14 protein-coding genes and 2 pseudogenes are annotated in these 13,566 nt (G+C 63.9%); 13 read left to right on the top strand and 3 right to left on the bottom strand.

Features of this window, described 5'->3' with window-relative positions:
- The first annotated feature begins 1 nt into the window (after position 1).
- From ACHMXA_RS32275 to ACHMXA_RS32260, 4 genes are all read left to right on the top strand, one after another.
- Complete coding sequence (locus ACHMXA_RS32275; protein ID WP_395322489.1) at positions 2–1,777, top strand: GMC family oxidoreductase; 1,776 nt, start codon at positions 2–4, stop codon at positions 1,775–1,777.
- 371 nt (positions 1,778–2,148) lie between these two features.
- Complete coding sequence (locus ACHMXA_RS32270) at positions 2,149–2,388, top strand: hypothetical protein (protein ID WP_395322487.1); 240 nt, start codon at positions 2,149–2,151, stop codon at positions 2,386–2,388.
- 343 nt (positions 2,389–2,731) lie between these two features.
- Complete coding sequence (locus ACHMXA_RS32265) at positions 2,732–3,589, top strand: alpha/beta fold hydrolase (RefSeq protein WP_395322651.1); 858 nt, start codon at positions 2,732–2,734, stop codon at positions 3,587–3,589.
- A gap of 753 nt (positions 3,590–4,342) precedes the next feature.
- Positions 4,343–4,537: a YqaE/Pmp3 family membrane protein gene (locus ACHMXA_RS32260; protein WP_176668663.1), complete on the top strand. Its 195-nt coding sequence runs from the start codon at positions 4,343–4,345 to the stop codon at positions 4,535–4,537.
- Between the two features lie 388 nt (positions 4,538–4,925).
- Here ACHMXA_RS32260 and ACHMXA_RS32255 read toward each other — a convergent pair whose 3' ends face one another.
- Positions 4,926–5,234: a helix-turn-helix domain-containing protein gene (locus tag ACHMXA_RS32255; RefSeq protein WP_395322485.1), complete on the bottom strand. Its 309-nt coding sequence runs from the start codon at positions 5,232–5,234 to the stop codon at positions 4,926–4,928.
- A gap of 269 nt (positions 5,235–5,503) precedes the next feature.
- Between ACHMXA_RS32255 and ACHMXA_RS32250 the strand changes: the two genes are divergently transcribed.
- The 3 genes and pseudogenes from ACHMXA_RS32250 to ACHMXA_RS32240 form a co-directional block, all read left to right on the top strand.
- Entirely contained in the window at positions 5,504–6,025 is a 522-nt protein-coding gene (locus ACHMXA_RS32250; RefSeq protein WP_395322649.1) for a helix-turn-helix domain-containing protein, read from the top strand.
- 273 nt (positions 6,026–6,298) lie between these two features.
- Positions 6,299–6,709, top strand: a complete 411-nt coding sequence (locus tag ACHMXA_RS32245; RefSeq protein WP_395322483.1) for a hypothetical protein — start codon at positions 6,299–6,301, stop codon at positions 6,707–6,709.
- Positions 6,710–7,046: 337 nt separating this feature from the next.
- A pseudogene (locus tag ACHMXA_RS32240) lies at positions 7,047–7,169 on the top strand (hydrolase); the annotation flags it as partial.
- A 154-nt stretch (positions 7,170–7,323) separates the two neighbouring features.
- Here the strand turns inward: ACHMXA_RS32240 and ACHMXA_RS32235 are convergent.
- Complete coding sequence (locus ACHMXA_RS32235; RefSeq protein ID WP_395322481.1) at positions 7,324–8,298, bottom strand: LysR family transcriptional regulator; 975 nt, start codon at positions 8,296–8,298, stop codon at positions 7,324–7,326.
- Positions 8,299–8,492: 194 nt separating this feature from the next.
- Between ACHMXA_RS32235 and ACHMXA_RS32230 the strand changes: the two genes are divergently transcribed.
- Positions 8,493–9,242, top strand: coding sequence for a glucose 1-dehydrogenase (locus ACHMXA_RS32230; RefSeq protein WP_176668659.1), 750 nt, complete (start codon positions 8,493–8,495; stop codon positions 9,240–9,242).
- Between the two features lie 27 nt (positions 9,243–9,269).
- Entirely contained in the window at positions 9,270–9,659 is a 390-nt protein-coding gene (locus tag ACHMXA_RS32225; protein ID WP_395322479.1) for a nuclear transport factor 2 family protein, read from the top strand.
- 43 nt (positions 9,660–9,702) lie between these two features.
- Here the strand turns inward: ACHMXA_RS32225 and ACHMXA_RS32220 are convergent, their stop codons facing one another.
- Positions 9,703–10,659 carry an IS110 family transposase gene (locus ACHMXA_RS32220; protein ID WP_395321598.1) on the bottom strand — a complete coding sequence of 319 codons (957 nt, stop codon included), beginning with the start codon at positions 10,657–10,659 and terminating at the stop codon, positions 9,703–9,705.
- 510 nt (positions 10,660–11,169) lie between these two features.
- Here ACHMXA_RS32220 and ACHMXA_RS32215 point away from each other — a divergent pair.
- From ACHMXA_RS32215 to ACHMXA_RS32200, 4 genes and pseudogenes are all read left to right on the top strand, one after another.
- Positions 11,170–11,448, top strand: a complete 279-nt coding sequence (locus tag ACHMXA_RS32215) for a hypothetical protein (protein WP_395322477.1) — start codon at positions 11,170–11,172, stop codon at positions 11,446–11,448.
- A gap of 113 nt (positions 11,449–11,561) precedes the next feature.
- Positions 11,562–11,660, top strand: a pseudogene (locus ACHMXA_RS32210) (hypothetical protein); the annotation flags it as partial.
- 299 nt (positions 11,661–11,959) lie between these two features.
- The gene (locus ACHMXA_RS32205) at positions 11,960–12,757 is read left to right on the top strand and encodes a GntR family transcriptional regulator (protein WP_395322475.1); all 798 of its coding nucleotides are present in this window, start codon (positions 11,960–11,962) and stop codon (positions 12,755–12,757) included.
- Positions 12,754–13,560 carry a transporter substrate-binding domain-containing protein gene (locus ACHMXA_RS32200; RefSeq protein WP_395322473.1) on the top strand — a complete coding sequence of 269 codons (807 nt, stop codon included), beginning with the start codon at positions 12,754–12,756 and terminating at the stop codon, positions 13,558–13,560. Before ACHMXA_RS32205 ends, ACHMXA_RS32200 begins: the two co-directional genes overlap by 4 nt.
- The last annotated feature ends 6 nt before the right edge of the window (positions 13,561–13,566 follow it).

The raw sequence follows: 13,566 nt of genomic DNA, 5'->3' as shown, positions 1-13,566 counted from the left end.
AATGGCGGCGCGCACGATGAAGAAGGCCGACGTGGTGATCGTCGGCTTCGGCTGGACCGGCGCGATCATGGCCAAGGAGCTGACCGAGGCCGGCCTGAACGTGGTCGCGCTTGAGCGCGGACCGATGCGCGACACCGCCACCGACGGCATCTATCCCAAGGTGCTGGACGAGCTGGCCTACAGCATCCGCCGCAAGCTCTTCCAGGACGTGTCGCGCGAGACGGTCACCGTGCGCCACGGCGTGAACGACACGGCGCTGCCCTATCGGCAGCTGGGCGCCTTCCTGCCGGGCACCGGCGTGGGCGGGGCGGGGCTGCACTGGTCGGGCGTGCACTTCCGGGTGGACCCCGTCGAGCTGCGGCTGCGCAGCCACTACGAGGAACGCTATGGCCGCAAGTTCATTCCCGAGGGAATGGCGATCCAGGACTTCGGCGTCAGCTACGAGGAACTGGAGCCGCATTTCGACTTCGCGGAGAAGGTCTTCGGCACTTCGGGCGCGGCATGGACGGTGGCGGGCAAGCGGGTGGGCGAGGGCGGCAACCCGTTCGCACCAGACCGGTCGAGCGACTTCCCGCTGCCGCCGCAGAAGCGCACGGTGTCGGCGCAGCGCTTCGGCGATGCGGCGCGAAAGCTCGGCCACCATCCCTACGACCTGCCCTCGGCCAACGCCGCCGGCCCCTACACCAACCCCTACGGCTGCCAGATGGGGCCGTGCAACTTCTGCGGCTACTGCAGCGGCTACGTCTGCTACAACTACTCGAAGGCCTCGCCCAACGTCAACGTGCTGCCGGCCCTGCGGCTGGCGTCGAACTTCGAACTGCGCGCCAACGCCCACGTGCTCAGGGTGAACCTCTCGGGCGACCGCCGCAGCGCGACTGGCGTGACCTATCTCGACGCGCAGGGCAGCGAGGTCGAGCAGCCGGCCGACATCGTCGTCATCGCGGCCTTCCAGTTCCACAACGTGCGGCTGATGCTGTTGTCCGGCATCGGTACGCCGTACGACCCGGCCACCGGCAAGGGCACGGTCGGGCGCAACTTCGCCTACCAGAACATGGCGACCATCAAGGCCTACTTCGACAAGGACGTGCACGCCAATCCCTTCATCGGCGCGGGCGGCAACGGCGTCGCGATCGACGATTTCAACGCCGACAACTTCGACCACGGCCCGGCCGGCTTCGTCGGCGGCTCGCCGATGTGGGTCAACCAGGCCGGCACCAAGCCCATCAGCGGCATCTCGCTGCCCGATGGCGCACCGGCCTGGGGCAGCGGCTGGAAGAAGGCCGTGGCCGAGAACTACAACCACACCATCTCGATGGACGCGCATGGCGCGCACATGAGCTACCGCGACAACTACCTGAGCCTGGACCCGACCTACAAGGACGCATGGGGCCAGCCGCTGCTGCGCATGACCTTCGACTGGAAGGACAACGACATCCGCATGACGCGCTTCATGGCGCAGAAGATGCAGCGCATCGCCGAGGCCATGGGCCCGAAGGCCCTGCGGGTTCTCGTCAAGAACTTCGGCGAGCACTTCGACGTCGTGGGCTACCAGACCACCCACCTCAACGGTGGCGCGATCATGGGCGTCGACCCGGGCACCAGCGCGGTCAACCGCTACCTGCAGAGCTGGGACGTGCACAACGTCTTCGTGCCAGGCGCTTCGGCCTTTCCGCAGGGACTGGGCTACAACCCGACCGGGCTGGTGGCTGCGCTGACCTACTGGTCGGCGAAGGCGATTCGCGAGCGGTATCTCAAGGCGCCCGGGCCGATGGCCTGAGGGGCCCAGCGTTCGGTCGATCGCAAGCCCGCAATGCGGGGAGATTTCTGCGCCACACGGCCATCCGTCGGACTTGAGAGGTGAGCCTCATGCGTCGGCTGTTCGTATGGCTCCGCCGATGCCCGGCGGGGGTTGTGGGGAACAGGGGCGGTCGTTCGCGAACCCCGTGCGGGCGCCTTCGGCGACGACCGCCCGCAGGCCCATAGGGCGGGCCCGCGCCTCGCGGTTCCTCCTACAACTGCGAGAGCGGCCCGCCGACGAACTGCGGCGTGCAGTCTGCCTACCTTGTCGCGAAGTCCTTCCCGAGCGTGAAGGCATCCGAGGATCGGCGTCGTTGGCGTTCGATCCGAAATTGCGATGAAAACAATCTCATGGACGACATGCTGGATCTGATTCAGTGGCCGGCTTTCCTGGCGTCACTCGCCGCGGCTTGGCTGGTTGCATCCGATACGAGGCGGCGCAGAAACTGGGGCTTCTGGGTGTTCTTGCTCAGCAACGTGCTGTGGACAGCGTGGGGCTGGCACAGCCGCGCCTTTGCACTGATCGCGCTGCAGGTCTGCCTGGCGGCCCTCAACCTACGGGGGCTGCGCAAGACGGAGCCTTCGGGGTAGGCGTTCTCGATCTCTCGTGGTGCGGCTTGTGGAAATGTCGGGCGGGAGCTTTGTGAGTGACGCACTGAATGAGGAACCCAAATGCACCGCAGACATCGGGACACGAAGATGCGCATCGGCCGCCGCCTTATGGCCGCGCTGCTCGCGGCGGCCGTGGTCAGCGTTGGCTGCTTGCTCTTGGCCTATGGGACGCACGAGCCGAAAAAAGGACCCGGCGATGTCCCCGCCCGAGGCGCCGCGACGCCGCCGCAGGACACCGCGGGTCCGCCCGCTTCGAAGTAGTTGCACGATTCGCGGCGCGGCCGCGTGCGTCGCCGGGAAGGACCGATTCGACGGAGGAACCATGTTCGAGGGCTTCACTGAAGAGCGCCTGGTGCTGAAGGACGCGACGCTGCATGTGCGCCATGGCGGCGCCGGCGCGCCGGTGTTGTTGCTGCATGGGCACCCGCGTACCCACGCCAGCTGGGCGCAGGTGGCGCCGTTGCTGGCGAGGCACTTCACGGTGGTATGTCCCGACCTGCGCGGCTTCGGCGAGTCTTCCAAACCGGCGGATACGCCGGACCACGCGGGCTCGTCCAAGCGCGCGAAGGCGGCCGACTGCGTGCAGCTCATGCGGCAGCTCGGGCATTCGCGCTTCGCGGTGGTGGGCCATGATCGCGGTGCCTATGTGGCATTCCGGGCTGCCATGGACCATCCGGATGCGATCAGCCGCCTCGTGGTGCTGGACGCGGTTCCCATCGTCGAGGCGCTGGAGCGCTGCAACGCCCGCTTTGCGCAACGGTGGTGGCACTGGTTCTTCTATGCGCAGCCCGACAAGCCCGAGCGCGCCATCCTCGCTGACCCCGACGCCTGGTATGGCGGATCGCCGAAGCACATGGGCGCCGAAGCGTTCGAAGACTTCCAGCGGGCCATCCACGACCCGGACACCGTGCATGCGATGGTGGAAGACTATCGCGCGGGACTGGGCATCGATCGCATGCATGACGAAGAAGACCGCCGAGGCGGCCGCAAGATTCGATGCCCGATGCTGTGCATGTGGGCGAAGCAGGATGACCTGGAAACGCTCTATGGCGATGTGCTCGGCGTGTGGGCGTCCTGGGCCAGCGATCTGCGAGGCGGTTCGCTCGATTGCGGGCATCACATGGCCGAGGAGAAACCCGTGGAACTCGCGGCGCAGCTGCTCAATTTTCTTCGGCGCTGAATCCTGTGATCGGGCGCGACGTATGTCTCTCAAGAGCTGTTTGCGCCGAGGACTTGCCCAACTGCATTCCGTTCAAGTTCAGCCCTTCGCCGCCGCTGGTCGAGATTCAGCCAGCGGGATCGCAGCACCCGGCGGTCCAGCTTCCGCTTGCGAGGTCCGCGGGCACGAGCCGCTTCGTACCGACCTCGCTCGCTCACAGCACCCGCAACATCCGACCTTCTTGGAACGCCTCTGGATCGATGCGATGGGTCGAAGACATCGCTTCGAAGGAGCCGTCGTGGACTCGTCCGAGATCGACATCGAGCCCGTATCCGGAATAGGGCGTTGTTCCTTGTGAGGTCGAGTGGGAGTCGCTTGATTCAGACGGTCGTTTGATGGGCCACGCGCCGAGCACAGCGCATGGATAAAGCCGACTGGCCCCCCGGGGATGCATCCGTATGCTGCCGAAGGCACGGCGCGGGATCCATGCGCGCCTCGCCCTGTCGCTGCGGCCAAGCGGCGAAAGCACCGGAATTACCGGCCGGATTGGCTACTTCCTACAGCATTCGCGGGGCTAAATGGTTCCAGCCAGAGCGCTCAATCCAGCGGACGGCAACCTTGGCGGGGCAGACTCTGAAGCAGCGATCCGTGATGAGCTGGGGTCTGGCGCGAAGCGATTCCCTTCAGGTAACCTCAGTCGTGAACGTAGCGTCGCTGCTCGAAGCGAGCTTCGTGGGACAGGCTTGGAGATTTGCGCAGCAGAAAGGATGAGCGATGCGTCTGTTGATCGCCTTGATTTTGCCGTGGCTGGCGTTCTTCACAATCGGTCGGCCGGTCGCCGCCGTGATCTGTCTGATTCTTCAGATCACCTTGATCGGATGGCTGCCCGCGACGATATGGGCGGTGTACGCGTTGGGCCAGTACAAGACCGACAAGAAGATCGAAAAGGCACTCAGCCAAAGAGTGTGACGGAGGCTGTGCGTACTTGTTCGGCGTTGCCCGCGCACATCGCTTGAAACTTGATCAGCGCTGCTGATCTTTAAGAAACCCCGCATCTCAGGGCTATTGCGCGCAGCCTAGCTTTCGGATCGCTGCTGCATTGGCGGTGCGTTGTATTCCCCTCTCACTTTCTCTCCTGACGTTCGGTATGCCGAACGTCAGGGGAACCGCTTGGGAATCCGCATCCATTGGTTCCTTCTGACTGCCAAGGTCGAGAATCTCCCGGGCGCGCTATCCGGTGGCCGGCTTGGCTCGAAGTTCCTTCGTGTAGCGCTTCATGAGGAAGCTGAAGGTGCCGGTTTCAAGTTCGGCCACGAGTATGGCGGATTGGACCAATGGCCAACGGACTGCGAGTCCGTTACTTGTAACCATCGTGAGCATCTTTCTGTTCGGCCAACGCAGCTTCGGTTTCGAGCAGCAATTCCCCGGCAGTGCGGCCGAGGGCATGCGCGATTCGCAAGATCATCGCAAGTGTCGGCATGTGCTCACCGCGTTCAATCTTTCCCATGTGTGATCGCTCAATGCCTGCTTGATAGGCCAACGCTTCTTGCCCAACGCCATCCGCCGTTCGAAGCGCTCTTACCACTGCGCCGAAGGCTCGGGCGGGCTCGGCCTCGAATGTGGTTGCCCCCAATGGTCTTCCTCTCCGATCAACTTGCTTCTGCATGGACAGAAGGCTGCGATCGAGAGACAATTAAAACCACGTTATCTTTAACTCATTCCTCGGACCTTTTCCTTTGTCGTTGTGATGGGCGACTAGTCGGACTGCATCGTCGCTGCCTGAAAATGATGCGCAAGCAAACAGCTTCTCCCCTGCCGACGGCTCGCCCGCTGCGTTTGCCGGTCTCCGTGACGCGTGTGCGGTCCCGGCGACCTGCGCCTGTCGTGCGCAGCCTGTCCGCCGCGCGCATCGGCGCGCAGGTGAGGGCGCTGCGCATGGCGGCGGGGCGGTCTGCGGGCCAACTGGCGCTGGCGTCGGAGATCTCGGCCTCGATGCTCTCGCGCATCGAGCGGGGGCTGGTCTCGCCTTCGGTGGAGACCTTGGAGCGGCTCGCGCAGGGGTTGCATGTGCCTGTGTCGCGCTTCTTCGGAGACCAGGCGCGGCGCACGGACTTCTGCCATGTGCGGGCAGGGCAGGGGCTCGCGGTCGACCGCATCGGTGCCGTGGCGGGCTACCGCTACGAGTTGCTGGGACACTCCCTGTCGGGCAATCTCTTTGTGGAGCCTTACCTCGTGACGTTGTTGCCGGAGGCGGGGCCATACGTGACCTTCCAGCATCCGGGGCTCAAGTTCCTGTACTTCCTGTCCGGGGCGGTGACCTACCGCTACGGCGCGAAGGCGGTGGAAGTGAGGGCAGGGGACACGCTGCTGTTCGATGCCACGGCGCTGCATGGGATCGAGGCGATCCATGCAGGGCCGGTGTCGTACCTCTCGGTGGTCTTCACGCTCAGGGAGTGAGGCAGTCGAGGCGGATGGCTGTCCTGACTTGGGAGTGGCCATCTTTCTTTTCTTGCTACCAGCCGCATTGCTCTGGGACCTGTCGGGCGGGTACGGCGGCGATCCGTCCAGGTCGCGGACGATCTGGTCGATACTGGCTGTCGGTATTGTCAGTGTCGACGATGGAGGCTTAGGAAGTGCGTTGACCACCCACGAGAATACGAACTTCACACGCTTTCACACAGCCTCGGCCATGACCGGTCGTATGACTACGACGCTCAAGATCTATCAAGCATGCTTACAGACATCCTGATTGCCTCGACCGACGATGCTCCTGAAATTCTTTCCACTCCTTCAGGTGGCTGGCCTCGTTTGCAGTTCAACTCTTTGGACAACATGGCCTTGGCCGGACTTTGGTCCGCTCTTGGCGGGACGACCGAGGCGGATTTTGAGGGTGAGAAGTACCTCCTTGCGCATACGCACGAGCGATGGGTGTTTGAATTTCCGCAGGATTTCGTGCATCGGCTTGCTGCATTGCAGCCTGGCGCCGCCCTGGAAGTCGCAACGTCCTGGGCCAAGCATGAAGAGTTGGCGCATATGGGCGCTGACGGCCCTGGCATCGAACCGATCGTCGCGGCGATGAGCGGATTCGCTCGGCAGGCGATAGGCCAGGGCAAGAGCCTTCTTCTGTTTATGTGCCTCTAGCTGCAAGCCTGCTGACGGCCAGAACCGGCCGTCGCCGAGCCAGCACATGCGGCCCGGACCGGACGTTCGCGACCGCTTGCAAATTTGCCGGTCGAAGCCAACAGCATGACCATCGAAGCTGACCTCAACATCGCCGAGATTCCCTGCGAGTCAGGAGTCATCAGATTCCGTTACCCGTCATTTAAGCCGTCTGCGTCTTGGTCCGGGGCAGGAAATTCTTCATTCAGCGGGTCGTATGGGACCAGGCCCAAACCGTCGATTCGCAGCCAGTCACCTACGGCGCGGAATCTCCCATAGAGGAAGAAGGCTTCAGAGAGTTGCTGTCCGAGCTACGGGCACCGACGCCTCGGGCGGCGTGAGCCGCGAAGCGCACGAAATGTCAGTCCTCAGGATGATCCGCGCGGGGGCCAACCCCATGACCTGGCTGGCGATCGTCTCCGAGTGGCAACGGGATTGGGCTGGAAGCTTCAGCTCCTCTCCGCGCCCCGCGAGGGAGCCGCCTGAGTACTGGCACCGCGTCGCACGACCATGGCAACCACCCCGCGCATGTGCTGACCAAGGGCAGAACCGAGAAGGCGCCTGCTTGGGCCTCTTAAAGAGGAGCGCCCCAGGAACTAGCCAGTTCGCCCTGCGTGCCGTGTACGCGGCCTCGCGTAGGAAGATGCTGTCTTCGTAGGAAACTTGCCTTCATTGAGTCGCCCAGGGAAGACCTCGACCACCCAATCGATGAAGACCCGCAGCCGATGGGTGACATGCCGGTTTTGCGGATAGACGACGTGGAACGGATAAGGCGCGGGCCGCCAAGCCTTCAGGATTTCCACCAGCGAGCCGTCGCGCAGCGCCGATGCGGTCGCGTAGGCAAAGGTCTGGACGATCCCCAAACCTGCCACGCACGCGGCCAGATGTGCGTTGCTCTCGTTGACGCCGATGCGATGCTCGACCTTGATCTCGGTCTTCTCATCGCCCCGCTCGAATCGAAACGGCGTGGCCCGGCCCGTCTGGCTGGACACGTAGCTCACCAGCCGGTGGCCGTTCTTCAACTCGTCGGGGTAGGCAGGCGTGCCGTAGTGCTTGAGATAGCCGGGCGTGGCGCAAGTGATCATCACCGCCTCGCCCACGCGGCGGCTCACCAGCGACGAGCTTTCCAGCGGACCGCCGCGTATCACGCAGTCGACGTTGTCGCCGATCAGGTCCACCGGACGGTCGGACACGCCCAGGTCGATGCGGATGTCGGGGTAGCGCGCCACGAAGTCCGGCAGCAGCGGAATGAGCACGTCGCGCGCGGTGGAGCCGCCGACGTCGATGCGCAGATGCCCGCGCGGCCTGCCGCGCGCGAGATTGAACGAGGCATCGATGTCTTCCAGATCGCGCAGGATGCGCGTGCACTTGGCGTGGTAGTCCTGGCCTTCCGGCGTCACCGTCACGCGCCGGGTCGTGCGCTGCAGCAGCGACACCCCGAGATGGGCCTCCAGCTCGCGCACCAGCTTGCTCACCGTGGCGATGGGCATGTCGAGCGAATCGGCCGCGCGGGTGAATCCGCCGGCTTCCACCACGCGGGCGAAGGCGCGCATCGCCAGCAGTTGGTCCATGGGCATTCCTTGCTGCAGAACAAGCCCTTGATTATCCATACACATGGATAGTCATTCCATTCAGTTCGCTTTTTCATTCAATGAGCGAAACCTACATTTCCTCCATGCCCCAAGCGAAGCGCCGCTGCAGAAGTGCAGCGGGACCTTCGAGAGGCATCGATCCATCCTCATCCATTCACGAAACGGAGCACACCATGAACAAGCAACTCGAAGGCAAGATCGCCTTGGTCACCGGCGGCAGCAGCGGCATCGGCCTGGGTGCCGCGAAGGAACTCGCGGCGCAGGGCGCGCGCGTCTTCATCACCGGCCGTCGCCAGCAGGAGCTAGACGCGGCGGTCGCACAGATCGGCTCTTCCGCCACGGCGCTGCGCGCCGACGCATCGGTGCTGTCGGACCTTGATGCCGTCTACGCGCACATCGCGAAGGCGGCCGGCCGGCTGGACATCCTATTCGCCAACGCTGGCGGCGGCGACATGATGCCGCTGGGCGCGATCACCGAAGAGCACTTCGACCGTATCTTCGGCACCAACGTGCGCGGCGTGCTGTTCACGGTGCAGAAGGCGCTGCCCCTGCTGAGCAACGGGGCCTCGGTGATCCTTACCTCCTCCACCACGTCCATCCAGGGCACGGCCAGCTTCAGCGTCTATAGCGCGAGCAAGGCGGCGGTGCGCAACTTCGCGCGCTCCTGGGCCCTGGATCTCAAAGACCGCGGCATCCGCGTGAACGCCGTGAGCCCTGGCCCGATCCGCACGCCCGGCCTGGGCGACCTCGTGCCCGAGGAGGCGCGCCAGGGGCTCTTCGACCACCTGGCATCGCAGGTGCCGCTAGGCCGCCTGGGCGAGCCCGGCGAGATCGGCAAGGCCGTCGCCTTCCTAGCGTCCGATGCCGCGAGCTTCGTCAACGGCATCGAGCTGTTCGTCGATGGCGGCATGGCCCAAGTCTGACCCGCCCACGCATCCAAGGAATTGCAAATGACCAAACTGACCACCGCAACCGATCTCCTCAATGCCTATCTGAACAGCGTCTCGAATCCCGAGGCAGCCGGGGCACTCTTTGCGCAAGACGGCATCCTGGAACTGCCAACCGTCAATGCGCGAGCCCAGGGGCCGGCCGCGGTTGCCGATTTGCTGACGGGGCTACTGAAGAAAGTTCCAGACTTCGCTTTTCAAAAGCCTACGTTCTGGATCCAGACGCCCGATCGAGTGTTTGCCGAGTACAGGGTCGAGGCACCGGTTCCGGACACCGGCAAGATCTACCGGCAAGTCTACGCAGGGGTTCTGATCGCACAGGACGGTCGAATCAAGCTGTTGCGGGAGGCCCTTGATACGGCTGAGGCGGCTCGCGCGTTCAGAAAGGATTGACTTGTCAAAAGCAAAGGCCGCCCCTGAGCAACCGTCTTGGCAGTCAAGCGATATGCATAGTCGAGTCCCAAGTAGAGCCATGCTTTGCGATGGCATTGAGCATGGTCAGCAGCTTGCGCATGCAAGCGACCAGAGCGACTTTCTTGCGCTTGCCAACAGCCAGCAGGCGGTCGTAGCAGGCCTTGAGGGCTGGGTTGTACCGCACCGCTGTGAGGGTGGCCATGTATAGGGTTCGCCGCACATCGGCTCGCCCACCCCAGATGGAGCGTTGACCACGCATCTGGCCGGAGTCGTGGTTCAAGGGTGCCACGCCCACGAGTGCTGCGATGCGGCGCCGGTCGAGTTTGCTGAGTTCGGGCAGCTCGGCCAGCAGCACGGCCACGCTGGCCGCGCCGATACCCGGCACGCTGGCCAGCGCCTGCGCCAGTTGAGCGTGATGGCGCTGGACATGTGCAGCCACCTCGACTTCGCTGTCTCCCTGCTCCTTCTTGAGGAACTCGATCACGCGCTCGATGCTTGGGCGCGCGGCCGCATGCGCTAGGCGCAGGCGTTGTCGCTCTGAGGTCAGCATCTGCACCAACTGGCGCCGCCGCAGCACCAGGGCTTGGAGCTGCTGCAGTTCGGCATCCGCCATCGGCTTGACGAAACGCTCGCGCTCGGGATGCTGGTGCAGCACGCGGGCGAAGGCCGCAAGCATGCGCGCATCCAGGGCGTCGGTCTTTGCCAATGCGCCCATGGCGCGAGCAAAGTCACGCGCTGTGCGCGGATTGACCACGGCCACCGCCAAGCCTGCGGCCTGAAGCGCGCAGGCCGCCTCGAATTCATAGCCGCCAGTGGCCTCGAGCACTGTCAATGCGGGCGCCAAGGCCGATGCCTGGCTGACCAGTTGCTCGATGCCGCTGGTGTCGTTGGCGACCCGCCAGGTCTTGGCCTGGTCGCTGCTGGCGATCTCCAGCGTCTGACTGGAAACGTCGATGCCGATAAAAACAGAGTCGGACACGTCCTCTCACTCCCATCCTTGTCTATGCGAACTTCAAGTTCCTACAACCGTTCGGGCTGTAGAGAAGGACGGTCCGGCTCGGGCGCCCAGTGCTCAGAGGCGGGCTTCAAGCATCCCAGAGGCCGCTCGGGCTACCCGAGCCGGTCCGAGCCATAAAGATACAAGAGGCCGCCTTCATTCTGAACTCGGAAGTCCGCTCCGCTAGTGAACGGGAGACGCAGGGCATGCGATGGCCGGCTATCGACCATCGCATGCAGCGGCTCGGTCAACCGCTTCCTCGGCCTGAAACATGTTGAAGGAGCCACAAATTTCCTCCGCCAGGATCGCTATGGATTTGACCGATGCGTTGCGCTGCGCTGCACGGAGCGACACGCCGCAATGCACGGAATCTCTGGCGCAGAAGGCGTCACCCTCACGACACGCCATTCATGGTGAGAACCCGATCCCAAGGACTGGATGATGACAAATTGCCCTGACGGAACGCAACAAGTGCGCGTCTTGATTTGCGACATGAGCCCACTGATTTCTTTGGGCATTGAAGCAGCTCTCGCCGCCAATCTGAATTTTGAGACGCAGCGCTCCACGGTGGAAAAGGTCCTTATGGGTGAGCATGGGACGCCTCCTGCCTTCGACGTCATCGTCACGGAGAGAGAGACCGGTATGCGTCTGGTCACCCAGCGCGTGCGACACGCGCAGCGGGGGGCGCTCAGCCTCCCTCGAATCTTTGTTATCAACCAGAGCACGGGAGAGCAGGACAGCCGTTGCATTCGCCGGAAGCGCAAGAACTGACTCAGCAACGCCATCTAAGAATTGCGTGGGCAGTTCCTGAGCCAGCACACTTGGCTCTCTGGACGCGCTTTCGACCACGATTTCTGTTATTACCTCGGGGAAGGTGTACATGCCTTACCAACGTGGCCGGCGGCACGCAGGCCACCGACGCAGTGAACGTGCGCCAATTGCAGGCGGTGCAGCAGAGTGCGGTGCGCTACGACACCAATGTGCGGCACGGTCATTCGACCGGCCTGAGAGCGCCGGGGGCCCTCCGCTGGACCGGACGTTTGATCGTGAGCAGCGGGACGAAAGCCATCGCTGCATTCCCCCGGCCCGACGAACTACCAAAGGCGGTTCTACCGCCCAACGCCCCTCCGGGGCCCCAGACCTTCTCCGCACCGCTCGTGGGCAGCCGCGCACCGCAAAGTAACTTTGGCCCCAATTTGGATCACAAGATTCGATCAATCTGGCATACCAGATAAACCACTGCTGGAATTCAAGCTGGCACGTTCCCTGCTCACCACACGGCATGGGCACCTCTTCGCAGATCGCGCAGCGCATTCTCGACTCCATCCGGGCCGGGAAGCTCGCGGCAGGCGACCGCATTGGCGAGCAGCCTCTCGCAATGCTGTTCGATTGCAGCCGGACCATCGTCCGTGAGGCCCTGACGGAGCTGGCGGTGCGCGGCCTCGTGGCTTCGAGCCCAAGGCGCGGCTGGTACGTGGTTGAACTCACGCCGGAGGAAGCCCGTCTCGCGTTCCAAGCCCGCGAAGTAATCGAGACTGCCGTACTGCGCCACGTTCGCGAGGTGCCGCCCGCAACGGCGCGCCGACTTCGTGAACACGTGCAGCGCCAGGAACGTGCAATCCAGGATGACGACGCTGGGCTGCGCAGCTTTCTGCTCGGCGACTTCCACATCTGTGTTGCCGAATGTCTGGGCAACCCTCTCATCTCGGACACGCTGCGCGATCTCACGGCGCGGACCATGCTGGTGGCGATGCGCCACCAATCCCCGCGCGAGGCGCTGCGTTCGTGCGCCGAGCATGCGCAGATCGTCGAGGCACTGGAAGACGGCAACCTTGCCCTTGCCGAGAAGCGCATGGCGCGGCACTTGCGCAGCTGGGAAAGCAAACTGCATGTGCCGGTCGTCGCCGACAATCCGTTGGACCAACTGCGACAGGCGCTCGAGCCCATCACCGATGCGGGCGCAAAGCCTGCGGACGTCGCAATGGTGGAATCGAAATCCGTGCCCGTGTCCCGCCGCTCGCCAGCGCGAGCGGCTCGCCAATCCTCCCGCTCCGGCACCTACCTAGGAAAGCTCCTATGACCTCCTGCACGCGCACCACCCGCCGCGCCGCTCTCGTAGCGGCCGCATTCCTCACCTCGACGGTCACTGTCTCGCTCGTGCACGCCCAGAACGCGCTCGACGAGGTGCTGAAGTCGCGGCAGATCAAGATCGCGATCCCCACTGACTTCCCGCCCTATGGCTCGGTGGGCGCGGACATGGCGCCCCGCGGCCTGGACATCGACATCGCCAACTACATCGCCGACAAGCTGGGGGTGAAAGCGGAACTGGTGCCGGTGACCACGGCCAACCGCATTGCCTATCTGCAGACCAAGAAGGCCGATCTCGTCATCTCCACGCTGGGCAAGAATCCGGAACGCGAAAAGGTGATCGACTTCACCTCGGCCTATTCGCCTTTCTTCATCGGCGTGTTCGCGCCCAAGTCGCTCTCAGTCAGGGCGCCGGCAGACATTGCCGGCAAGACCATCGCGGTTACCCGCGGCTCGGTCGATGACCAGGAACTGACCAAGGTCGCACCCACCGGTGCCGAGGTGCGCCGCTTCGAGGACAACGCGGGCACCGTGACGGCCTACGTGTCGGGCCAAACGCAAGTGATCGCCACCAGCATCGCGACCGCCAGCACGATCATGGCGCGCAACCCGCAACTGGGGACTGAATACAAGTTCGGTCTGAAGGACTCCCCAAACTTCGTTGGCGTGGCCAAGGGTGAAGACAAGCTGCGCCTGAAAATCAACGAGATCCTCGCCTATGCGCGCCAGAGCGGTGAACTCGACAAACTTTCGGTCAAGTGGCTGGGCAAGCCGGCGGGCGATCTTCCCCTGTGATCCGAC

Origin of the sequence: Variovorax sp. UC74_104, from assembly GCF_044055375.1 — a bacterium.
GTDB lineage: Bacteria > Pseudomonadota > Gammaproteobacteria > Burkholderiales > Burkholderiaceae_C > Variovorax.
This window is presented reverse-complemented; position numbering and strand designations above follow the sequence as displayed.

Excerpts from the sequence above, each read along its gene's own strand:
- ACHMXA_RS32275 (WP_395322489.1), top strand. The coding sequence starts at position 2 with ATGGCGGCGCGCACGATGAAGAAGGCCGACGTGGTGATCGTCGGCTTC.
- ACHMXA_RS32270 (WP_395322487.1), top strand. The coding sequence starts at position 2,149 with ATGGACGACATGCTGGATCTGATTCAGTGGCCGGCTTTCCTGGCGTCA.
- ACHMXA_RS32265 (WP_395322651.1), top strand. The coding sequence starts at position 2,732 with ATGTTCGAGGGCTTCACTGAAGAGCGCCTGGTGCTGAAGGACGCGACG.
- ACHMXA_RS32260 (WP_176668663.1), top strand. The coding sequence starts at position 4,343 with ATGCGTCTGTTGATCGCCTTGATTTTGCCGTGGCTGGCGTTCTTCACA.
- ACHMXA_RS32255 (WP_395322485.1), bottom strand. The coding sequence starts at position 5,234 with ATGCAGAAGCAAGTTGATCGGAGAGGAAGACCATTGGGGGCAACCACA.
- ACHMXA_RS32250 (WP_395322649.1), top strand. The coding sequence starts at position 5,504 with ATGGCGGCGGGGCGGTCTGCGGGCCAACTGGCGCTGGCGTCGGAGATC.
- ACHMXA_RS32245 (WP_395322483.1), top strand. The coding sequence starts at position 6,299 with ATGCTTACAGACATCCTGATTGCCTCGACCGACGATGCTCCTGAAATT.
- ACHMXA_RS32235 (WP_395322481.1), bottom strand. The coding sequence starts at position 8,298 with ATGGACCAACTGCTGGCGATGCGCGCCTTCGCCCGCGTGGTGGAAGCC.
- ACHMXA_RS32230 (WP_176668659.1), top strand. The coding sequence starts at position 8,493 with ATGAACAAGCAACTCGAAGGCAAGATCGCCTTGGTCACCGGCGGCAGC.
- ACHMXA_RS32225 (WP_395322479.1), top strand. The coding sequence starts at position 9,270 with ATGACCAAACTGACCACCGCAACCGATCTCCTCAATGCCTATCTGAAC.
- ACHMXA_RS32215 (WP_395322477.1), top strand. The coding sequence starts at position 11,170 with ATGAGCCCACTGATTTCTTTGGGCATTGAAGCAGCTCTCGCCGCCAAT.
- ACHMXA_RS32205 (WP_395322475.1), top strand. The coding sequence starts at position 11,960 with ATGGGCACCTCTTCGCAGATCGCGCAGCGCATTCTCGACTCCATCCGG.
- ACHMXA_RS32200 (WP_395322473.1), top strand. The coding sequence starts at position 12,754 with ATGACCTCCTGCACGCGCACCACCCGCCGCGCCGCTCTCGTAGCGGCC.